A 19,874-nucleotide genomic window follows, 5' to 3' on the forward strand; every position below is an offset into this window, starting at 1 on the left:
CCGGACCGACGTGCGGAGACCCGACGCGGGCGATGACATGATTGGATTGATCGGTAAGAAAGTGGGCATGACCCAGATCTACAACGAGAGGGGCGATGTCCTTCCCGTGACCGTGATCGAGGCCGGCCCGTGCACGGTGACCGAAGTGCGCACTCCCGAGCGCAACGGCTACTCGGCGGTGCAGCTCGGCTTCGGCACCAACAAAGAGAGTCGCTTTCTGCGCCCGGTGCTCGGGCAGTTCAAGACGCGCAATCTGCCGCCGTCGCGGTACGTGAAGGAATTCCGAGTCGAGGATGCCTCCGAATTCCAGCCCGGCCAGAGCCTCACGGTCTCGCTGTTCGAGCCCGGACAGAGCGTCGACGTCCAGGGCGTCACGAAAGGCCGCGGCTTCCAGGGCGTCGTCAAGCGCTACGGCTTCGTCAGCGGTCACGCTTCGCACGGACCCACGTTCGGCAAGCAGCCGGGCTCGATCGGCGCATCGGCGTTCCCGTCGCGCGTCATCAAGGGCAAGCGTCTGCCGGGCCGCATGGGTGGCGTCAACCTGACCATCAACAACCTCAAGGTCGTGGCGATCGACACCGAGCAGAACCTGCTGCTGGTTCGCGGCGCGGTGCCGGGCCCCGTCAATGGCCTGGTGTTCGTGAAGAAGCGGGTGGTGCGATGAACGCGAAGCGTTACGCGATGGACGGCAGCGAGAACGGCACCGCCGCGCTCCCCGAGGAGTTGTTCGGGCAGCAGGTGCACGAGCACCTGTTGTGGGCGTCGGTGAAGCGCTACCTCGGAAACCAGCGCCAGGGCACCGCCAAGGTGAAGAACCGCGGCGAGGTGTCGGGCGGCGGCAGAAAGCCGTTCAAGCAGAAGGGCACCGGACGTGCGCGCCAGGGCTCGAACACGTCCCCGCTGATGCCGGGCGGCGGTCGTGCGTTCGGTCCGGATCCGCGCAGCTATCGCACCGAGATGCCGCGCGGACAGCGTCGCAAGGCGCTCGCCTCGGCGCTGTCGCTCAAGGCGAGCGAAAACGCGGTGCTGGTCCTCGCGCCGCTGCACTTCGACGTTCCGAAGACCTCGCTCATGGCGGCGACGCTTCGCAAGCTGGGCGCCGAAGGCAAGAAGACGTTGCTGGTGCTCGACTCGCCCGATGTGAACGTCGTCAAGTCGTGCCGCAACCTCCGCAATCTGCGCACCACGCTCGCGCACCAGGTGAATCCGTACGAGCTGCTGGCGTGCGACCTGCTGCTGGTGACCGAGACCGGCCTGGCGCGTATGAAGGAGGTCTTCGTCAAATGAAAGACCCGCGTTCCGTCGTCCGCAAAGTGCTGATCACCGAGAAGGGCACCGAGTTGCGTGAGATGCGCAACGCGTACACCTTCGAGGTGGCGCGCGAGGCGAACAAGATCGAGATCAAGCGTGCGGTCGAGTCCATCTTCCATGTGAAGGTGGCGCAGGTCCGCACCATGCAGATTCGTGGAAAGATCAAGCGGATGGGCCGCTTTGCCGGCCGACGCAATGACTGGAAAAAGGCCGTGATCACGCTCCAGCCCGATCAGAAGATCGAGCTGTTCGAGCAGATCTAGCCCGGGGAATCGACCATGGGTCTCAAAAAATTCCGACCGTTGACGCCGTCGCTGCGGCACACCGTGGTGCCGGACTACAAAGAGATCACGCGCCGGAGTCCGCTCAAGTCGCTGACCGAGCCGATCCGCAAGACCGGCGGCCGCGACAACTACGGCCACGTCTCGATGCGCTGGATCGGCGGGGGCCACAAGCAGCGCTACCGCATCATCGACTTCCGTCGCACCAAGGACGGGATCCCGGCGCGGGTGGCGAGCATCGAGTACGACCCGAGTCGCTCGGCGCGCATCGCGCTTCTGAACTACTTCGACGGCGAGCGCCGCTACATCATCGCGCCCGACGGGTTGAAGGTGGGCGAGATCGTGCAGTCGGGTCTCGACGCCGAGATCAAGCCCGGCAATTGTCTGCCGCTGCGCGCGATTCCAGTCGGTACCAACGTACACAATCTGGAATTGATGCCGGGTCGCAACTCGCGCGTCGCACGCGCTGCCGGCTCGTTCTGTCAGTTGATGGCGAAGGAAGGCGACTACGCGCAGCTGCGGCTGCCGTCCGGCGAGGTGCGCAGCTTCCACGTGAACTGCCGCGCCGTGGTCGGCCAGGTCGGCAACCTGGATCACGAGAACGTTTCGATCGGCAAGGCTGGTCGCTCGCGCTGGCTCGGCCGCAATCCGAGCGTGCGCGGTGTCGCAATGAACCCCGTGGATCATCCGATGGGCGGCGGCGAGGGTAAGACCTCGGGCGGCCGTCATCCGTGTTCGCCGTGGGGCAAGATCACGAAGGGTCTCAAGACTCGGAAGCGCAAGTTGAGCGACTCGCTCATCGTGCGCCGACGGAAGAAGTAGTAAGGAGCCGAGGACCATGCCGCGTTCCGTAAAGAAGGGACCGTACGTCGTCGACTCCCTCGTTCGAAAGATCGAGGGCATGAATCGCAGCGGCGAGAAGCGTGTGCTGAAGACGTGGGCACGCCGCTGCACGATTCTGCCGGAGTTCGTCGGCCACACGCTCGCCGTGCACAACGGCAACAAGTTCATTCCGATCTACGTGACCGAAAACATGGTGGGCCACAAGCTCGGTGAGTTCGTGCCCACCCGAGTCTTCCGCGGACATGGCCATTCGGCCGAGAAGTCTGCGGCACCGGCAAAGGCGTGACCATGGAAGCCAAAGCGATCCAGCGTTACGTGCGGATCACTCCGCGCAAGTGCAATCAGGTGCTCGGTCTCATCCGGGGCATGAACGTCGAGTCGGCTCAGACCACCCTGCAGTTCACGCCCAAGTACGGGGCGCGCATCGTGCAGAAGGTGCTGAAGTCGGCGGTGGCGAACGCGCTGCAGGGTGGGCACGTGCGCCTCGAACAGCTGTACGTCAAAGGCGCCATCGTCGGCGCGGGGCCCACGCTCAAGCGTTGGCTGCCGCGCGCACAGGGCCGCGCCACGCCGTTGCTCAAGCGCACGAGTCACGTGACGGTGACCGTGGCGACCAAGGAGTAGCCATGGGTCAGAAAACGCATCCCATCGGCCTTCGACTCGGGATCGTGAAGACGTGGGAGTCGCGCTGGTTCGCCAAGCGCAACTACGCGGAGCTTCTCAAGGAGGACCTGCTGATCAAGCGCTATCTGAAGAAGCGCCTGTATCAGGCCGGCATCTCCAAGATCACGATCGAGCGCAAGGGCGAGAAGGTCACGATCGGCATCTTCACCGCCCGTCCGGGCCTCGTGATCGGTCGCAAGGGCGAGCAGGTCGACAAGCTGTCGGAAGAGATGAAGGCGCTGACCAAGAAGCAGGTGCAGCTCAACATCGAAGAGATCAAGCGCGCCGATCTGGATGCCCAGCTCGTCGCCGAACACATCTCGAAGCAGCTCGAGCAGCGCGTGTCGTTCCGTCGCGCCATGAAGAAGGCGATTGCGTCCTCGATGCGCGCTGGCGCGCTCGGGATCCGCATCGCGTGCTCGGGCCGCCTCGGCGGTTCCGAAATGGCGCGTTACGAGGTGTATCGCGAAGGCCGGGTTCCCCTCCACACGCTGCGCGCCGACATTGACTTCGCGCGGGCGACCGCGATGACGGCCTACGGCACGTGCGGCGTCAAGGTGTGGATGTTCCACGGCGAGGTGCTGGACAAGCCGCAAACCACCGCGGCCCCGGCGCGATAGGAGTCCCACCATGTTGATGCCGAAGCGAGTCAAATACCGAAAGAGTCATCGCGGCCGCATGAACGGCAAGGCCTACCGTGGCGGCTCGGTGACGTTCGGCGAGTTCGGGCTGCAGGCGCTCGAGCCGGCGTGGGTGACGAACCGCCAGATCGAGGCGGCCCGCGTCGCCATCACGCGCTCCATCAAGCGCGGCGGAAAGATGTGGATTCGCGTGTTCCCGGACAAGCCGTACACGAAGAAGCCGCTCGAAACCCGAATGGGCAAGGGCAAGGGTCCGCCCGAGGGCTGGGTGGCCGTCGTGAAGCCGGGCCGAGTGCTGTTCGAGCTCGAAGGGATCACGAAGACGGCGGCCCAGGAGGCGATGCGCCTCGGGGCTTCGAAGCTCCCGATCCGGACGCGCTTCGTGGAGCGTCACGAACTGGGAGGGGAGTGAGATGCCGCATACCAAGGCGAGCGCGATGCGCGACCTGTCGGCTGCGGAGATCACGCAGCGGTTGACGGAGCTGCGCGAGGAAATGTTCAACCTGCGGTTTCGAAACACGATGCGGCAGCTCGACAATCCGCTGAAGATCCGTGAGACGCGGCGCGAGATGGCGCGGTTGATCACGGTGCTGCGCGAGAAGGAGCAGGTGAAAGCATGACGACCGACACGACCGAAGCGACTCCCCGCCATCGCCGCAAGGCGCGCGTCGGCAAGGTCCTGAGCGACCGCATGGACAAGACCGTCGTGGTCTCGATCGAGCGTCTCGTCAAGCATCCGACGGTCGGCCGCTATGTGCGCCGCCGCGAGAAGTTCAAGGTTCACGACGAAAAGAACGAATGCCGCGTGGGTGACGTGATCCGCTTCATGGAGACCCGGCCGCTGTCCAAGGACAAGCGCTGGCGCTTCGTGGACTTCGTGGAGAGGGCCAAGTAGCCATGATCCAGCTCCGAAGCATGGTGATCGTCGCCGACAACTCGGGCGCCAAGCGCGCCCAGTGCATCAAGGTGCTCGGTGGACACCATCGCCGTTACGGATATCCAGGCGACATCGTGGTGGTCGCGGTGAAGGATGCGATCCCCGGCGCCGCCGTGAAGAAGGGCGACGTCGCCAAGGCGGTCGTCGTCCGCAGCCGCAAGGAGACGCGTCGCGAGGACGGCTCCTACATCCGCTTCGACGAGAACGCGGTGGTGCTCATCAACGACGACAAAGAGCCGCGCGGGACCCGCATCTTCGGACCGGTGGCTCGCGAACTGCGCGAGAAGTCGTTCATGAAGATCGTTTCGCTCGCGCCGGAGGTCATCTGATGGCGACGCGTATCCGCAAGGGCGACACCGTGGTGGTGATCGCGGGGGACGACAAGGGCACGGCCGCGAAGCCGAAGACGGGCCGCGTGCTCTCGGTCGACGAAGTGAAGCAGCGCGTGGTGGTCGAGGGCGTGAATCTGGTGCGCCGCCATCAGAAGGCGCGCAGCAGCAAGGTGCAGAGCGGCATCATCGAGAAGGAAGCACCGGTTCACATTTCGAATGTGATGTTGTGGGATGCGAAGGCGGGCCGCGGCTCGCGGATCGGCATGCGCGTGAACCGCAGCGGGGAACGTGAGCGAGTGTCGAGAGCGAGCGGCGAGGTGATTCCGAAGCCCGAAAAGGCCTAGGGCGGCGCGGCCGGTCGGCTGCGACGCGCGCGATCTCCGAAGCACCAGGGTCGGGGGAGATCGCGATGACTCGAGACCCTGGAGAGTGACCGATGGCGGACGACAAGAAAGACAAGAAGGACAAGGACGCGGCCAAGGCCGCGAAGCCGGCGAAGACTCCGAAGGCCGCAGCCAAGCCGGAAGGCGCCGCGAAGAGCAGCAAGTCGCGCGGCGACGGCTCGAAGGTCGCGATCGCGCTCTCCGAGGGTCGTCCGGGCGTGCTCGGCAAGAAGCCGCGCCTGCGCGAGCACTACGAGCAGAAGGTCGTAAAGGCGCTGATGGAGAAGTTCACGTACCGCAGCGCCATGCAGGTGCCGCGTTTCCAGAAAATCGTCGTCAACATGGGCGTCGGTGACGCGATCACGGACGCCAAGCACATGGACGCCGCGGTCAACGAGCTGGCGCAGATCACCGGACAGAAGCCGTCGGTGCGGCGCGCGCGCAAGTCGATCGCGAACTTCAAGCTGCGCGAGAAGCTCCCGATCGGCTGCATGGTGACGCTGCGGGGCGAGCGCATGTACGAGTTCTTCGATCGCCTCATCAGTGTGGCGATTCCCTCGATGCGTGACTTTCGTGGTTTGAGCCCGCGGTCGTTCGACGGTCGCGGCAACTACACGTTCGGCATCACCGAGCACAATATCTTCAGAGAAATCGACATCGATAAGGTCATGAAGCTGCGCGGCATGGATGTGACGATCGTGACGTCCGCGCGGACGGACGAGGAAGGGCGCGAGCTGCTGAAGCTCATGAACATGCCCTTCCGTCAGCGCTAGCGAACGCGGGACGCGAACCGCGCCCCTCGGGAGGCTCTGTGGCGAAGAAGTCGCTCATCGAAAAGTGGAAGCGCAAGCCCAAGTTCAAGGTTCGTGCGTACACCCGCTGTCACCGTTGCGGGCGGCCGCGTGCGTTCCTGCGGGATTTCGGCATGTGTCGTATCTGCTTCCGTGAACTCGCCCTCTCCGGGCAGATCCCCGGAGTGGTGAAGGCAAGCTGGTAACTCCGCCTCGCGGCGGTTCGGGCCAGGCTGCACGCCTCGCGGCGTGGACGCTGGCTCTGGAGGAACATTCATGTCAGTGAGCGATCCGGTCGCGGACTTCCTCACGTGCGTGCGCAACGCCATTCAGGCGAAGCACCGCAAGGTGGACGTCCCATCGTCGCGTCTCAAGCATCAGATCGCCGAAGTGCTGTTGCGCGAACGCTTCGTGAACAACGTCAAGCTCATCGAGGACGAACGTCAGCGCACGCTTCGCGTGTATCTCCGCTACGGCGCCGACAACGTCAACGTGATCTCGGGCATCCGGCGCATCAGTTCGCCGGGGCGCCGTGTCTACGTGCGCAAGACCGAGTTGCCGCGGGTGTTGGGCGGGCTCGGGACCTCGATCGTTTCCACTTCGAAGGGCGTGATGACCGACCGTGAGGCCCGCGAAGCGGGACTCGGCGGCGAAGTCATCTGCCAGGTCTGGTAGGGGGCGATCATGTCGAGAATCGGTAAGCTTCCGGTCGCCATTCCGAGCGGCGTCAGCGTCTCTCAAGAGGGTGGCCACATCAACGTGAAGGGCCCGAAGGGTGAGTTGCGCACCCACGTGCTGATCGGCACGACGGTCGCGATCACCGACGGGCAGGTACAGGTCAGTGCCGAGCAGATCACGCGCAACCCGGCGTTTGGGACGATGCGCGCGAACATCAACAACATGGTGCTCGGCGTGACGACGGGATTCAGCAAGGTGCTCGAGATCGTGGGCACCGGATACCGCGCTCAGATGGATGGCAAGAACCTGGTGCTTCAGCTCGGCTTTTCGCACCCGGTCAACTTTGCGACTCCGGCCGGTATCACGATCAAGCTCGACAACCCGACGCGAGTGGTGATCAGCGGCGCCGACAAGGCGCTGGTGGGCCAGGTCGCGGCGGACATTCGCGCCTTTCGTCCGCCGGAGCCCTACAAGGGCAAGGGCGTCAAGTACGAAGGCGAGATCATCCGGCGCAAGGCCGGCAAGGCGGCGGGGTCGGCATGAGCAGCGGACATCACGACAAATACGAGCGGCGGCAGATCCGTCGCTATCGCATTCGCAATCGGGTCACCGGCTCGGGCGATCGCCCGCGTCTCTCGGTGTACCGCAGCTCGAAGCACATCTACGCGCAGATCATCGACGATGCGCGCGGCGTCACGCTGGCGGCGGCCTCGAGCCGTGATTCGCTGGACGGACGCGTGGATGGCAAGGGCAAGACCGCGGTGTGCGCGGCCGTCGGCAAGCTGCTCGCCGAGCGCGCAAAGGAAAAGGGATTCGCGAAGGTGTGCTTCGATCGCGGCGGCTATCTGTACCACGGGCGCGTGAAGGCGCTCGCCGACGGCGCGCGCGCCGGCGGTCTCGAGTTCTAGGAGGGTTCTCATGGCGCGTGGCGCCGACATGCCGAAGTCCGAGTTTCTCGAGCGCGTGATCCAGATCAATCGCTGCGCGAAGGTCGTGAAGGGCGGGCGCCGGTTCTCGTTCAACGCGATCGTCGCCGTGGGCGACCAGGCGGGTCGCGTGGGAGTGGGGCTCGGCAAGGCGAACGAAGTCGCGGACGCCATCCGCAAGGCGAATGACTCCGCGAAGAAGAGCATGTTCCAGGTGCCGATCACGCGGCACGGCAGCATTCCTCACCTGATCGTCGGTCACTTCGGTGCCGGCGAGGTGATGCTCAAGCCCGCGAGCGCCGGTACCGGCATCATCGCCGGCGGCGGCATCCGCGCGGTGCTCGAGGCGGCCGGCATTCAGAACGTGCTCACCAAGTGTCTCGGTACCCGCAATCCGCACAACATGGTCAAGGCGACGGTCGACGGCCTGCGCCGTCTGCGCCGCCCGGCCGAGGTTGCGGCCCGTCGCGGCATGACGGTTGCCGAGCTGCTCGGGCCGCGGGAGGCACATCGTGGCGCTTAAGCTCCGCATCACCCAGACCAAGAGCGCGAGCGGTCATCAGGAGAACCAGCGCCTCACGATTCGTGCGCTGGGGATTCGTCGTATGCAGCAGACCGTCGAGCACAACGATACGCCCCAGATTCGGGGCATGATCTTCAAGGTCCGCCACCTGGTCACGGTGGCCGAGACCGCCTGAGAGGCACTTACTCATGAAGCTCGGCAATCTCCGTCCGGCAGCGGGAGCCACCAAGACCCGCAAGCGTCGCGGCAAGGGCGCGGGCACCGGCCTCGGCGGCACCGCAGGCAAGGGACACAAAGGACACAAGGCTCGCTCCGGCGGCAAGATCCCGGCGCGATTCGAAGGCGGCCAGATGCCGATTCAGCGCCGCCTGCCGAAGCGCGGGTTCACCAATCCGACCCGGGTCTCCTATCAGGTGGTGCAGCTGGGTCGACTCGCTTCGGCGGCCGCCGGCACCGTGGTGGATCGCGCCTGGCTCAAGCAGCACGGCATCGCCCGAGAGCGCGGACCGATCAAACTGCTCGCGGGGGGCGACCTCAAGGTGGCGTTGACGATTCAGGTCGACGCGATCAGCGCGACGGCGAAGGAAGCGATCGAGAAGGCGGGTGGACGTGTGGAGTTGACGCGAGCGGCCGCGAAGGCCTGAGGAATCCATGCTTGAGAAGTTGAGAAACATGTTCCAGATCCCCGAGCTGCGGCGGCGGCTGATCTTCACGCTGCTGATGTTCGTGGCGTACCGACTCGGCGAGCACGTGCCGACGCCGGGCGTCAACGCGCGCGCGCTCGCAGGGGTGTTCCAGAGCAGCGGCTCGCTATTCGGGCTCTACGACTTCTTCGTCGGCGGTGCGTTCTCGCGTGCGACCGTGTTCGCGCTCGGAATCATGCCGTACATCTCGGCCTCGATCATCCTGCAGCTGCTCGGAGCGGTGGTTCCGGCGCTCGAGAAGCTGCGTAAGGAAGGCGAGGAAGGGCAGAAGAAGATCACGCAGTACACCCGCTACGGCACCGTGATCATCGCGGTCATCCAGTCGTTCGCCTACAGCGTGTTCCTGGCCAATCTCGGCGCTTCGCAGGGCGTTGCGATCGTTCCGAACCCCGGCATCGCCTTCACGCTCTCGACCATCATCACGCAGACCGCGGGCACCATCCTGGTCATGTGGATGGGCGAGAAGATCACCGAGCACGGGATCGGCAACGGCATCTCGCTGATCATCTTCCTCAACATCGTCGGACGTCTTCCGAACTCGCTGTTCGCGGCGGTCGACAGCTTCCGTGCGGGCACCTTGACCGTGATCCACATCGGCGTGGTCGGGATCCTGGCGATTGCGGTGATCGCGGCGGTCATCTTCATGACGCAGGGCACGCGAAAGATCCCGGTGCAGTATGCCAAGCGCATCGTGGGCCGGCGCATGTACGGTGGCTCCAATACGTTCATCCCGCTGCGCGTCAACACCGCGGGCGTGATTCCGATCATCTTCGCGCTCAGCCTCATGAGCCTGCCGACCGCGGTCGCGGGCTTCGTGCCGCCGGGTCATCCGCTCGCGCAGCTCCACAACTGGTTCAACCCGACCGGCTGGCTCTACAACATCCTCTACGGGCTGATCATCGTCTTCTTCACCTACTTCTACACCGCCGTGGTGCTCAATCCGAACGACCTGGCGGAGAACATGCGCAAGTACGGCGGCTTCATTCCGGGCGTACGCCCGGGCAAGAAGACCGCCGAATACATCGATCGGGTGCTGTCGCGAGTGACGCTGCCGGGCGCGGTCTTCCTGGCACTCATCGCGGTGATCCCGGACCTCGCGTTCAGCGCGCTCGGACTGCCGTTCCTGGCGTTCGGTGGCACCAGCGTGCTGATCGTCGTGGGAGTGGCGCTCGACACACTTCAGCAGATCGAGTCGCATCTGCTGATGCGCCACTACGAGGGATTCGTGAAGCGCGGCCGCATCCGCGGCCGGCAGAGGATGTGACGTGCGTCTGGTCCTGCTCGGCCCTCCCGGTGTGGGCAAGGGCACGCAGGGGCGGAGGCTGGCGGCGGAACACGGCTGGGCGCTGATCTCGACAGGCGAGATGCTGCGAGACGCCGTGACTCGTCGCACGTCGATGGGACTCGAGGCACAGAAACGAATGGATGCGGGACTGCTGGTTCCGGACGACGTGATGATCGGACTGGTGCGCGAGCGAATCGTGCTGCCGGATGCGGAGTCGGGCTTCGTGCTCGACGGCTTTCCGCGCACGGTGGCACAGGCGGACGCACTCGACTCGATGTTGCAGGCGCGCGGTCAGCGTCTCGACGCGGTGATCGGAATGGCGGCACCCGAAGACGAGCTGGTGACGCGGCTGAGTGCGCGTCGGGAGTGCCCGGTCTGCAAGCGGGCGTACAACCTGGTGAGTGCGGCACCGAAGGACGGACGTCACTGCGACGATCACCCGAGTGTCGAGGTGGTGCAGCGCGCGGATGACGCCGAGACGACGGTGCGGAAGCGACTCGAAGTGTTTCGGCGCGAAACCGCGCCGCTGATGGAGTACTACCGTGGGCAGGGCCGGCTCCGCGAGGTGCCGGGACTCGGTCCCATGGACGGCGTGTTTCAGGCCCTTGCGGCCGCGGTCGGGGCGTAGTCCCGATGGCGCGCAGGGCGTTTACGAGAGATCCGAGCGAGATCGACGCGATTCGTGCCTCGGCACGGCTCGTGGCTCGCACGCTCGCGATGCTGGGTCGCGAAGTGCGGCCCGGGATCACGACGATCGAGCTGGATCGACTCGCGGAAAGCTTCATCCGGGATCACGGCGGTCGCCCCGCGTTCAAGGGCTATCGCGGCTTCCCGGCGAGCATCTGCCCCTCGGTGAACGAGGAAGTCGTTCACGGCATTCCGGGATCGCGCCGCCTCGAAGAAGGCGACATCGTCGGAATCGACGTCGGGGTTGAAATCGATGGTTTTTTTGGCGACGCGGCGAAGACGTTCCCGGTCGGGAACATCGACTCCGAGTCGGCTCGGCTTCTCGCAGTCGCGAGCGCTGCCCTCGAACGGGGCATCGCGAAGGCCTGTGCGGGACTCCGAGTGGGTGACATCTCGCATGCGATCCAGAGTCATGCGGAAGGCGAGGGCTTCGCCGTGGTGCGGGCCCTGGTCGGACATGGGATCGGACGCCAGATGCACGAGGAACCGCAAGTCCCCAACTACGGACTGCCGGATCGCGGACCTCGGTTGATGGCCGGGCAGGTGCTGGCGATCGAACCGATGGTCAACATCGGCGGACCCGACGTGGTGACGCAAGACGACGGCTGGACGGTCGTGACGAAGGACGGCTCGCGCAGTGCGCACTTCGAACACACGGTCGCAGTCGGCGTGGACGGACCCGATATCCTGTCGCTCGAGTCTTGAGGCACGATCGAGATGACCGGACCGGCAACCATGAGGTGAGATGAGTAAGGAAGAGGGCATCCAGGTCGAAGGCACCGTGATCGAGCCGCTCCCGAACGCGATGTTCCGCGTGGAACTCGAGAATGGCCACAAGGTGCTCGCCCACATCTCGGGCAAGATGCGGATGCACTTCATCCGGATTCTTCCGGGCGACAAGGTCACGGTCGAGCTGTCGCCGTACGACCTGACGCGCGGCCGGATCGTCTATCGCTACAAGTAACCGCCGCCGCGGCGTTCCGCCGCGGGGGAATCAGGGGGCGTCATGAAGGTTCGTGCGTCCGTTAAGAAGATCTGCGAGCACTGCAAAGTGGTGCGTCGCAAGGGCGTGATCCGCGTGATCTGCAAGCGCAATCCGCGGCACAAGCAGCGCCAGGGGTAACGAAGGAGGCAAGCGGTGGCACGTATTGCAGGGGTCGACCTTCCCGCCGAGAAGCGCATCGAGGTCGCACTCACTTACATTTTTGGCATCGGCCCGACGACCGCGAAGCGCATTCTGGCGGCGACGGGACTGGAGCCCAGCACTCGCGTGAAGAACCTCTCGGACGAGGACGCGGGCAAGCTGCGCGCGCTCATCGAGCGCGAATACAAGGTCGAAGGCGCGCTGCGCGGCGAGGTCGCGATGAACATCAAGCGATTGATGGACATCGGTTCCTACCGCGGTTTGCGTCACCGCCGCGGCCTGCCCGTACACGGACAGCGCACCAAGACGAACGCGCGGACCCGCAAGGGACCGAAGAAGACGGCCGGAGTCACCAGGGCGAAGGTCGCCAAGCCGGCTCCTAAGAAGTAGTCGTGCCGGCCTGACGCCGGAATTTTGACGGAGGAACGTCGCGTGGCAGATGCGAAGAAGCCGACCAAGAAGCGCGATCGGCGCGTGAGTGTGAATGGTGTCGCTCACGTGCAGGCGAGCTTCAACAATACGATCGTCACCATCACCGACACCGACGGCAACGTCATCACCTGGGCGAGCGCCGGAAAGGTCGGCTTCAAGGGATCGCGCAAGAGCACTCCGTTCGCGGCGCAGGTCGCAGCGGAATCGAGCGCGCGCGAAGCCATCAACCAGGGCATGAAGCGCGTCGAGGTGTGGGTCAAGGGACCGGGTTCCGGCCGTGAAGCCGCGATCCGCTCGCTGCAGGCGGCGGGCCTCGAGATCTCCGCGATCAAAGACGTGACACCCATTCCGCATAACGGCTGCCGCGCTCCCAAGCGGCGCCGCGTCTAGAGGAGTATCCATGGCGGTCTATCACGATGCTCGATGCCGGCTGTGCCGGCGAGAAGGCGCGAAGCTGTTCCTCAAGGGAACGCGCTGCTTCACCGACAAGTGTGCGTTCGAGAAGCGCGGCTACGCTCCCGGCGAGCATGGCAAGAGCCGGCGCATCAAAGAGACGAACTACGGCCTGCAGCTGCGCGAGAAGCAGAAGGCGCGCCGGCTGTACGGCGTGCTCGAGCGGCAGTTCCGCAACTACTTCTCGAAGGCGTCCGAAGCGAAGGGCGTCACCGGCGAAGTGCTGCTCCAGATGCTCGAACGCCGCCTCGACAATGTCATCTATCGGTTCGGCTTCGCGCTCTCGCACCACCAGGCCCGTCAGCTGGTCGGCCACGGTCACTTCACGGTCAACGGCCGCAAGGTCGACATTCCGTCGTACCTCGTGAAGGTCGGCGATACGGTTCAGGTGCGCGAACGCAGCCGCAAGATGCCGGTCATTCTCACGTCGCTGGAGCAGCGCAAGGGTCAGTGGGTGCCCGAATGGCTGGAGATCAGCGCCGAAGCCCTGACGGGACGCGTGCTCAACATTCCCACGCGTCAGTCCATCACGGTTCCGATCAACGAACAGCTGATCGTCGAGCTCTACTCGAAGTAACGACGCTCCGCCTTCCATCAGGAGGCTTGATCACATGAAGTGGAAGAACCTGACCATGCCCCGGCAGCTTGCCGCCGACCCGGGCAACACGGATCGCTACGGAAAGTTCACGATCGAGCCGCTCGAGCGCGGCTTCGGCCTCACGGTCGGTAATTCGCTGCGCCGCGTGCTGCTGTCGTCGCTGCAGGGCGCCGCGATCACCGCGGTGCGCATCGACGGCGTGCTGCACGAGTTTTCGACGCTGCCGGGTGTCATCGAAGACGTGACCGAGATCATCCTCAATCTCAAGCAGGTGCGGCTCAAGCTGCACGGCGACGGTCCCAAGAAGGCGATGTTCGAAGCCACCGGCAAGGGCGAGGTGCGTGCCGGCGACCTGAAGATCGAGGGCGACGCGCAGGTGCTCAATCCCGACCTGCACATCGCGACGCTCAACAAGGACGGCGACCTGCGCATGGAAGTCGAGCTCGACGGCGGCCGCGGCTATGTTTCGGCCGACCAGCACTCGATGACCGACCGTCCGATCGGCGTGATTCCGATCGACGCGATGTTTTCGCCCGTGACCAAGGTCAACTACACGGTCGAGGCCACGCGGCTCGGCCAGCGCATCGACTACGACAAGCTCACGATCGAGTTGTGGACCGACGGAAGCATCCTGCCGCAGGACGCGGTGGCGGTGGCGGCGATGGTGCTGCGCGATCACTTCAGCCTGTTCATTCACTTCGAGGAGCCGCTCGAGACCGAAGTCGAGGAAGAAGTCGACGAGGACAAGGAAAAGGTGCGTCAGCTGCTCGGGCGAAGCGTCGACGAACTCGAGCTCTCGGTGCGTTCGAGCAACTGTCTCAAGGCTGCCGAGATCAAGTCCATCTCCGAGCTGGTCGTGAAGAGCGAGGCGGAGATGCTCAAGTTCCGGAACTTCGGGCGCAAGTCGCTCAAGGAGATCCAGGACATTCTCGGCGAGATGGGCCTGCACTTCGGCATGGACATCGCGCCCTACACGGAGAATCGCAACACGGTCGGACTCGACGCCTGATACCGGGCGTGTCCGGCCTCCAGCCGGCGCGGGATCGGCCCTCACTTCTAGAGGACGGGACGCACATGCGACACCGCAAAAGTTTTCGCAAACTCAGCCGCACCTGGTCGCACCGGCGTGCGCTGCTTCGCAACCTGGTGACTGCGCTGTTCCAGTACGAGCGCATCGAGACCACGGTGGCGAAGGCGAAGGAGGCCCGGCAGATCGCGGAGCGCCTCATCACGTTCGCGAAGCGCGGCGACATGGCGGCACGCCGTCACGTCGATCGCTTCGTCATGAAGCCCGAGATCACGGCCAAGCTGTTCGCGACGATCGCACCCTGGTACGCCGAGCGACCGGGCGGCTACACGCGCATCATCCGCATCGGACGGCGCCTCGGTGATGCGGGCGAAACCGCCTACCTCGAGCTGGTGAAGAGCGTCGAGCAGAAGGAGCAGGAGCGCCAGGCGCGTCTCGCGGCCGCCGAGGCCAAGGAAACGGCGCTCAAGGGCGAGAAGCCGGGCAAGAAGCCGAAGGCGGAAGCTGCGTCGGAAGGAGCCGCCGAAGAAGGCGCGCGCACCAAGCGCGGTCGCTCGCGTACTTCGGTCAAGCCGACCGGCCCCGCTCCGCCGTCGAAGAAGAAGTCGACGACCCGGAAGGTCGGCGCGAGCTGATCGAACGCCGCCTCCGAAGCTGGCGAGACGGGCGGGAATCCCCCGCCCGTTTTCGTTTTGCGCTCCCGGGCGGCGGCCGGCGGGCCGATCACTTCCGCGAGCCCTCGACGCGCACCCACACCCCATGAACCCGGCCCTTCTCGCACTCCTGCTCGCGGTGACTCCCATGGCCGACTCGGTCGCCGTGGGTGACTCGGTCGCGCGAGCACTCGGGGCCGACCCTGCGACGCGCGTGGACTATCTGTGGGTGACGCGTTCGACCCTGCAGTCGCGCGAGTCGATCGATCGGATGGTCGAGCGTGCGGCGCTCATGCACGTGAGGGGAATGCTGGTCCAGGTGGTCGGCCGAGGGGATGCCTGGTACCGCTCCGAGCGCCTGCCGCGCGCCGAAGGGCTCGCAGGCACGCCGGCCGACTTCGATCCGCTCGCGCGGGTCGTCGAAGCGGCGCACCCACGGGGACTCGAAGTGCATGCGTGGATCAACTGCGCGCTGGTGTGGTCGGGCGACCACCCGCCGCGCGATCCGCGCCACGTCGCTCGCAGTCATCCCGAGTGGTTCGGCTGGACCTCCGACGGCCAGGCGGTGCTCCACATGGGGCCGCGACGCTGGAAGCGGCTCGGCATCGAGGGCGCCTACCTGTCGCCTGCGCATCCGGGGGTGCGGGCGTGGGTCGCCGGAACCGCGGCCGAGATCGCGCGGCGGTACGCGGTCGACGGAATCCATCTCGACTACATCCGCACTTCGGGCGCCGATCTGGGCTTCGACAATGCCACGCGGGCCGCCTTCGCCCTCGAATCCGGCATCGATCGCTCGCGACTTCCGCGTCTCACGGCGGTGGAGCGCACCCGCCTCGACACCGCATTCGCGGCGTTTCAGGGTCGCCAGGTGACCGCCATCGTACGGGCGGTGCGAGACTCTCTCGAGGCGTTACGCCCCGGCCTCGTGCTGAGCGCCGCGGTGCGCCCCGACCCCCGCGAGGCGTCGCGGTATTTCGGCCAGCCATGGGAGGGTTGGCTCTCGGAACGACTCCTCGACCGCGTGTTCCCGATGTGTTATTCCCCGAGTACTCAGGTCGTTCTCGACCAGCTCCAGCGGATCGCGACCCCCGCGCTCAAAGGACGGGTGATACCCGGAATCGCGGTCTACAACGCCGGCCCCACCCGGGCGGCGTCCAACCTGCAGGGCGCGCGCGCGCTCGGCTTCGCGCAGCTGGCGCTCTACTCCTACGATTCCCTGTTCGCGAGCCAGCGCTACTGGGAGCGGCTCAACGAGCTGCTCCAATCGGCGACCGCGACTCAACCTTGAGAAGGACGGCATGACCACCACTCGCCTCGACTCCGCGACCGGTTCCGCGACCGGAGTCCGCAACGACCTGCGCAACATCGCGATCATCGCCCACGTCGATCACGGCAAGACCACGCTGGTCGACGCGATGCTGTGGCAGAGCGGCGTGTTCCGCGAGAACCAGGAAGTCGCGGAACGTGTCATGGACTCGAACGATCTGGAGCGCGAGAAGGGCATCACGATCCTCGCGAAGAACACCGCGGTCCGCTACGGCGAGTACAAGATCAACATCGTCGACACTCCCGGTCACGCCGATTTCGGCGGCGAGGTGGAGCGCACGCTCAAGATGGTCGACGGCGTGCTGCTGTTGGTGGACGCGAGCGAAGGGCCGCTGCCGCAGACACGCTTCGTCCTGCGCAAGGCGCTCGAACTCGGGCTGCCGCCGATCGTGGTGATCAACAAGATCGACCGCAAGGACGCGCGCCCCCAGGAAGTGTTGAACGAGATCTACGACCTGTTCATCGATCTCGATGCCACCGAGCAGCAGCTCGAGTTCCCGGTGCTCTACGCGATCGCGCGCGACGGCATCTGCCGCACCACGGCGGATGGTCCCGATCAGCTGCTCAAGCCGCTGTTCGAGGAGATTCTGCGCACCATTCCAGCGCCGCGCTTCGACCCGAACATGCCGCTGCAGATGCTGGTGTTGAACCTCGACTACTCCGAGTACGTCGGGCGGCTCGCGATCGGCCGGCTGGTCAACGGGAGCGTCCACACCCGCCAGGACGTCATGCTGTGCCGGATGGACGGCGAGAACGTCAAGGCGCGGGTCACGAACCTCTACGCGTTCGAGGGGCTGGAGCGCACCGAGGTCGAGCAGGTGGGCCCCGGCGATATCGTGGCGCTGGCCGGATTCTCCGTCGTGCACATCGGCGACACCGTCACCGATGCCGAGGATCCGCGTCCGCTGCCGCGCGTGCAGATCGACGAGCCCACGGTGAGCATGGTGTTCTCGGTCAACAACTCGCCGTTCTCGGGTCAGGAAGGCAAGTACGTCACGTCGCGCAACATCCGCGACCGCCTCGACCGCGAGCTGCTCACCAACGTGAGCATCCGGATCGAGCAGGGCGAGACGCCCGACAGCTTCGTGGTTTCGGGGCGCGGCGAACTGCAGATGGCGATCCTGATCGAGATGATGCGCCGCGAGGGCTTCGAGCTGGCGGTGAGCAAGCCCGAGGTCATCACGCGTACGGTGAACGGTCAGCGCCAGGAGCCGATGGAGAAGCTCGTGATCGACTGCCCCGAAGAGTTCGTCGGCGTGGTCACTCAGAAGATCGGCACCCGCAAGGGCCGCATGACGAACATGGTGAATCACGGCACCGGCCGCGTCCGTCTCGAGTTCCGGATTCCGTCGCGCGGGCTGATCGGATTCCGCAGCCAGTTCCTGACCGACACCCGCGGTACCGGATTGCTCAATCACCTGTTCGACGGTTACGAGGCGTGGCAGGGAGAGATCCCGCACCGCCTCACCGGCGCACTCGTTTCCGACCGTCCCGGCAAAGTGACGCCGTATGCGATCGAGCACGCCCAGGATCGTGGCGAGATGTTCGTCGAACCGACCGACCGGGTCTACGAAGGCATGATCGTCGGCGAGAACTCGCGCGAGGAAGACATTGACGTCAACATCGTGCGGGAGAAGAAGCTCACCAACATGCGTTCCTCGAACTCCGAGGAGGGCGTGCATCTGATGCCGGTGCACAAGAAGTCGCTCGAGCAGGCGCTCGAGTGGATCCGCGAGGACGAGCTGCTCGAGGTCACCCCCGCGTCGCTGCGACTCCGTAAGCGTGGTCTGGCAGCCAACTTGCGGCCGCGCTACTGGCAGCGGAAGGGCTGAGCCGCCACGCGCGAGCGGCTCAAGAACTCGCTCGCGATGTCCGATGATGGGGAGGGACCGAATGTCCCCACCCCATGATCCATCCGGCGCCCTTCTCACGGACGAGGCCTGAGTTCCCGGCTTGCACGCTCGCGGCCACCACGCCGAGGGTGTCCGGCCGCTGCGCCTGCCACACGACTCTTCGCCTGCGTTCGAAAGGCACGGTGTGAGCCCGACGCCTGGCGACTCGCGAGCGCTGCGTCCGGTCGCGGCCGCCGGGGAATCGGCTGCCCGCTCGGTGCTCGAGCGGCGCGTGCGAGAGCTGGAGGAGATCAACGCCCAGCTCGAGGAAGCGTCGCGGCTCAAGAGCGAGTTCCTCGCCAGCACGTCGCACGAACTGCGCACGCCACTGAACGGCATCCTCGGCTTCCTGCAGCTGGTGCTCGACGGCTACTGCACCTCGGCCGGTGAGCAGCGCGAGTTCCTGCGACAGACGCTCGAGTGTTCGCGTCAGCTTCTGGCGCTCATCAACGACGTGCTCGACATCGCGCGCATCGAAGCCGGACGGATGACGCTCGAGCTCGAGTCGCTGGAGATCGCCCGGGTGTTCGACGACGTTCAGATCGTGACGCATGTGCAGGCGAGCCAGAAGGGCGTGGCGCTGCGGTTCGTGACCCCCGAAGATCCGCTGCGCGTGCGCGCGGACTCGGCGAAGCTCCGGCAGGTGCTCATCAATCTGGTGGCGAACAGCCTCAAGTTCACCCCGCGCGGCACCATCGAGGTGAGGGCACGGCTGCACGCCGACTCCGGCTATGCGTGGATCGAAGTGCGGGACACCGGGATCGGAATCGCCCATGACCGCCTCGAGGCGATCTTCGATCCCTACGTCCAGGCGGCGCCCGGCACCCAGCGAACCTATGGCGGAACCGGCCTCGGCCTCGCCATCTGCCGCTGCCTCGTCGAGCTGCAGGGTGGCGTGATCGGGGCGAGCAGCGACGGCAACGACAAGGGCAGTCGATTCGGCTTCGCGCTGCCGGTGTGGCGCGATGATGTGGCGGAGCTCCCCGGCGTCGAGCCGGACGAACTCCGCGGGCCGGCGGACGGGCCGATCGTGCTGGTGGTCGAGGACGATGCGCGCGTGCGCGAGGGACTGGTCGCGACGCTCAACGAACACGGCTACCGCACACTGGCGGCGGCCGGCGCCGATCGCGGCTGGACGCTGGCCACCACGCACACGCTCGCTGCGGTCGTGTGCGACTACGCGCTTCACGCCGGCGATGCCCCCTCGCTGCGCAGCGGCTGGGATCTCGCGGTCCGCCTGACGCAGGAGCCGGCGCTGCGCTCGATCCCATTCGTGTTCGTGACGCCATTCGAATCCGAGCTGCGCGCCCGGCTCTCCGCCTGCGCCGCGTCGCGCGTCGCAGCGGCGCAGGCGGAGAGCCGGG

33 protein-coding genes are annotated in these 19,874 nt (G+C 65.7%); all 33 read left to right on the forward strand.

Features of this window, described 5'->3' with window-relative positions:
* Positions 1 to 37: 37 nt before the first annotated feature.
* On the forward strand, positions 38 to 664 hold the full coding sequence (gene rplC, locus HOP12_06585) for a 50S ribosomal protein L3 (GenBank protein ID NOT33819.1): 627 nt from the start codon (positions 38 to 40) through the stop codon (positions 662 to 664).
* Entirely contained in the window at positions 661 to 1,287 is a 627-nt protein-coding gene (rplD, locus tag HOP12_06590) for a 50S ribosomal protein L4 (GenBank protein NOT33820.1), read from the forward strand. Before rplC ends, rplD begins: the two co-directional genes overlap by 4 nt.
* Positions 1,284 to 1,574: a 50S ribosomal protein L23 gene (rplW, locus tag HOP12_06595; GenBank protein ID NOT33821.1), complete on the forward strand. Its 291-nt coding sequence runs from the start codon at positions 1,284 to 1,286 to the stop codon at positions 1,572 to 1,574. The genes rplD and rplW overlap by 4 nt, the downstream gene beginning before the upstream one ends.
* A 15-nt stretch (positions 1,575 to 1,589) precedes the next feature.
* Entirely contained in the window at positions 1,590 to 2,414 is an 825-nt protein-coding gene (rplB, locus tag HOP12_06600) for a 50S ribosomal protein L2 (GenBank protein NOT33822.1), read from the forward strand.
* A 16-nt stretch (positions 2,415 to 2,430) separates the two neighbouring features.
* The gene (gene rpsS / locus HOP12_06605; protein ID NOT33823.1) at positions 2,431 to 2,721 is read left to right on the forward strand and encodes a 30S ribosomal protein S19; all 291 of its coding nucleotides are present in this window, start codon (positions 2,431 to 2,433) and stop codon (positions 2,719 to 2,721) included.
* A 2-nt stretch (positions 2,722 to 2,723) separates the two neighbouring features.
* The gene (rplV, locus tag HOP12_06610; protein NOT33824.1) at positions 2,724 to 3,059 is read left to right on the forward strand and encodes a 50S ribosomal protein L22; all 336 of its coding nucleotides are present in this window, start codon (positions 2,724 to 2,726) and stop codon (positions 3,057 to 3,059) included.
* A 2-nt stretch (positions 3,060 to 3,061) separates the two neighbouring features.
* Entirely contained in the window at positions 3,062 to 3,718 is a 657-nt protein-coding gene (gene rpsC / locus HOP12_06615; GenBank protein ID NOT33825.1) for a 30S ribosomal protein S3, read from the forward strand.
* 10 nt (positions 3,719 to 3,728) lie between these two features.
* Positions 3,729 to 4,151: a 50S ribosomal protein L16 gene (gene rplP / locus HOP12_06620; GenBank protein NOT33826.1), complete on the forward strand. Its 423-nt coding sequence runs from the start codon at positions 3,729 to 3,731 to the stop codon at positions 4,149 to 4,151.
* Between the two features lies 1 nt (position 4,152).
* Positions 4,153 to 4,359 carry a 50S ribosomal protein L29 gene (rpmC, locus tag HOP12_06625; protein NOT33827.1) on the forward strand — a complete coding sequence of 69 codons (207 nt, stop codon included), beginning with the start codon at positions 4,153 to 4,155 and terminating at the stop codon, positions 4,357 to 4,359.
* Positions 4,356 to 4,634 carry a 30S ribosomal protein S17 gene (gene rpsQ / locus HOP12_06630; protein NOT33828.1) on the forward strand — a complete coding sequence of 93 codons (279 nt, stop codon included), beginning with the start codon at positions 4,356 to 4,358 and terminating at the stop codon, positions 4,632 to 4,634. Before rpmC ends, rpsQ begins: the two co-directional genes overlap by 4 nt.
* 2 nt (positions 4,635 to 4,636) lie before the next feature.
* The gene (gene rplN / locus HOP12_06635) at positions 4,637 to 5,005 is read left to right on the forward strand and encodes a 50S ribosomal protein L14 (protein NOT33829.1); all 369 of its coding nucleotides are present in this window, start codon (positions 4,637 to 4,639) and stop codon (positions 5,003 to 5,005) included.
* Complete coding sequence (rplX, locus tag HOP12_06640) at positions 5,005 to 5,352, forward strand: 50S ribosomal protein L24 (protein NOT33830.1); 348 nt, start codon at positions 5,005 to 5,007, stop codon at positions 5,350 to 5,352. Before rplN ends, rplX begins: the two co-directional genes overlap by 1 nt.
* A gap of 92 nt (positions 5,353 to 5,444) precedes the next feature.
* Positions 5,445 to 6,164, forward strand: a complete 720-nt coding sequence (rplE, locus tag HOP12_06645; GenBank protein ID NOT33831.1) for a 50S ribosomal protein L5 — start codon at positions 5,445 to 5,447, stop codon at positions 6,162 to 6,164.
* A gap of 38 nt (positions 6,165 to 6,202) precedes the next feature.
* Entirely contained in the window at positions 6,203 to 6,388 is a 186-nt protein-coding gene (locus HOP12_06650) for a type Z 30S ribosomal protein S14 (protein NOT33832.1), read from the forward strand.
* A gap of 70 nt (positions 6,389 to 6,458) precedes the next feature.
* Complete coding sequence (gene rpsH / locus HOP12_06655) at positions 6,459 to 6,857, forward strand: 30S ribosomal protein S8 (GenBank protein NOT33833.1); 399 nt, start codon at positions 6,459 to 6,461, stop codon at positions 6,855 to 6,857.
* A 9-nt stretch (positions 6,858 to 6,866) separates the two neighbouring features.
* Positions 6,867 to 7,403 carry a 50S ribosomal protein L6 gene (rplF, locus tag HOP12_06660; protein NOT33834.1) on the forward strand — a complete coding sequence of 179 codons (537 nt, stop codon included), beginning with the start codon at positions 6,867 to 6,869 and terminating at the stop codon, positions 7,401 to 7,403.
* On the forward strand, positions 7,400 to 7,768 hold the full coding sequence (gene rplR, locus HOP12_06665; GenBank protein ID NOT33835.1) for a 50S ribosomal protein L18: 369 nt from the start codon (positions 7,400 to 7,402) through the stop codon (positions 7,766 to 7,768). The genes rplF and rplR overlap by 4 nt, the downstream gene beginning before the upstream one ends.
* A 10-nt stretch (positions 7,769 to 7,778) precedes the next feature.
* Complete coding sequence (gene rpsE, locus HOP12_06670) at positions 7,779 to 8,309, forward strand: 30S ribosomal protein S5 (protein NOT33836.1); 531 nt, start codon at positions 7,779 to 7,781, stop codon at positions 8,307 to 8,309.
* Complete coding sequence (gene rpmD / locus HOP12_06675; GenBank protein NOT33837.1) at positions 8,299 to 8,484, forward strand: 50S ribosomal protein L30; 186 nt, start codon at positions 8,299 to 8,301, stop codon at positions 8,482 to 8,484. Before rpsE ends, rpmD begins: the two co-directional genes overlap by 11 nt.
* A 13-nt stretch (positions 8,485 to 8,497) precedes the next feature.
* On the forward strand, positions 8,498 to 8,953 hold the full coding sequence (gene rplO / locus HOP12_06680; GenBank protein ID NOT33838.1) for a 50S ribosomal protein L15: 456 nt from the start codon (positions 8,498 to 8,500) through the stop codon (positions 8,951 to 8,953).
* Between the two features lie 7 nt (positions 8,954 to 8,960).
* On the forward strand, positions 8,961 to 10,277 hold the full coding sequence (secY, locus tag HOP12_06685) for a preprotein translocase subunit SecY (protein ID NOT33839.1): 1,317 nt from the start codon (positions 8,961 to 8,963) through the stop codon (positions 10,275 to 10,277).
* Between the two features lies 1 nt (position 10,278).
* Positions 10,279 to 10,926: an adenylate kinase gene (locus tag HOP12_06690; protein NOT33840.1), complete on the forward strand. Its 648-nt coding sequence runs from the start codon at positions 10,279 to 10,281 to the stop codon at positions 10,924 to 10,926.
* A 5-nt stretch (positions 10,927 to 10,931) separates the two neighbouring features.
* Entirely contained in the window at positions 10,932 to 11,690 is a 759-nt protein-coding gene (gene map, locus HOP12_06695) for a type I methionyl aminopeptidase (GenBank protein NOT33841.1), read from the forward strand.
* A gap of 40 nt (positions 11,691 to 11,730) precedes the next feature.
* On the forward strand, positions 11,731 to 11,949 hold the full coding sequence (gene infA, locus HOP12_06700; GenBank protein ID NOT33842.1) for a translation initiation factor IF-1: 219 nt from the start codon (positions 11,731 to 11,733) through the stop codon (positions 11,947 to 11,949).
* A 42-nt stretch (positions 11,950 to 11,991) separates the two neighbouring features.
* Positions 11,992 to 12,108 carry a 50S ribosomal protein L36 gene (gene rpmJ, locus HOP12_06705; GenBank protein ID NOT33843.1) on the forward strand — a complete coding sequence of 39 codons (117 nt, stop codon included), beginning with the start codon at positions 11,992 to 11,994 and terminating at the stop codon, positions 12,106 to 12,108.
* 15 nt (positions 12,109 to 12,123) lie between these two features.
* The gene (gene rpsM / locus HOP12_06710) at positions 12,124 to 12,519 is read left to right on the forward strand and encodes a 30S ribosomal protein S13 (protein ID NOT33844.1); all 396 of its coding nucleotides are present in this window, start codon (positions 12,124 to 12,126) and stop codon (positions 12,517 to 12,519) included.
* Between the two features lie 42 nt (positions 12,520 to 12,561).
* Positions 12,562 to 12,951, forward strand: coding sequence for a 30S ribosomal protein S11 (rpsK, locus tag HOP12_06715; GenBank protein NOT33845.1), 390 nt, complete (start codon positions 12,562 to 12,564; stop codon positions 12,949 to 12,951).
* A 10-nt stretch (positions 12,952 to 12,961) separates the two neighbouring features.
* Entirely contained in the window at positions 12,962 to 13,591 is a 630-nt protein-coding gene (rpsD, locus tag HOP12_06720; protein ID NOT33846.1) for a 30S ribosomal protein S4, read from the forward strand.
* 34 nt (positions 13,592 to 13,625) lie between these two features.
* A complete protein-coding gene (locus HOP12_06725) occupies positions 13,626 to 14,621 on the forward strand; it encodes a DNA-directed RNA polymerase subunit alpha (GenBank protein NOT33847.1) in 996 nt (331 codons plus the stop codon).
* Between the two features lie 65 nt (positions 14,622 to 14,686).
* Positions 14,687 to 15,274, forward strand: a complete 588-nt coding sequence (gene rplQ / locus HOP12_06730; protein ID NOT33848.1) for a 50S ribosomal protein L17 — start codon at positions 14,687 to 14,689, stop codon at positions 15,272 to 15,274.
* A gap of 124 nt (positions 15,275 to 15,398) precedes the next feature.
* A complete protein-coding gene (locus HOP12_06735) occupies positions 15,399 to 16,580 on the forward strand; it encodes a family 10 glycosylhydrolase (protein ID NOT33849.1) in 1,182 nt (393 codons plus the stop codon).
* A 10-nt stretch (positions 16,581 to 16,590) separates the two neighbouring features.
* Positions 16,591 to 18,450, forward strand: coding sequence for a translational GTPase TypA (gene typA, locus HOP12_06740; GenBank protein ID NOT33850.1), 1,860 nt, complete (start codon positions 16,591 to 16,593; stop codon positions 18,448 to 18,450).
* Between the two features lie 205 nt (positions 18,451 to 18,655).
* Positions 18,656 to 19,874: hypothetical protein (locus HOP12_06745; GenBank protein NOT33851.1), on the forward strand; the 1,219-nt coding region annotated here is incomplete at its 3' end.

The sequence above is a fragment of the Candidatus Eisenbacteria bacterium genome, from assembly GCA_013140805.1.
GTDB lineage: Bacteria > Eisenbacteria > RBG-16-71-46 > RBG-16-71-46 > RBG-16-71-46 > JABFRW01.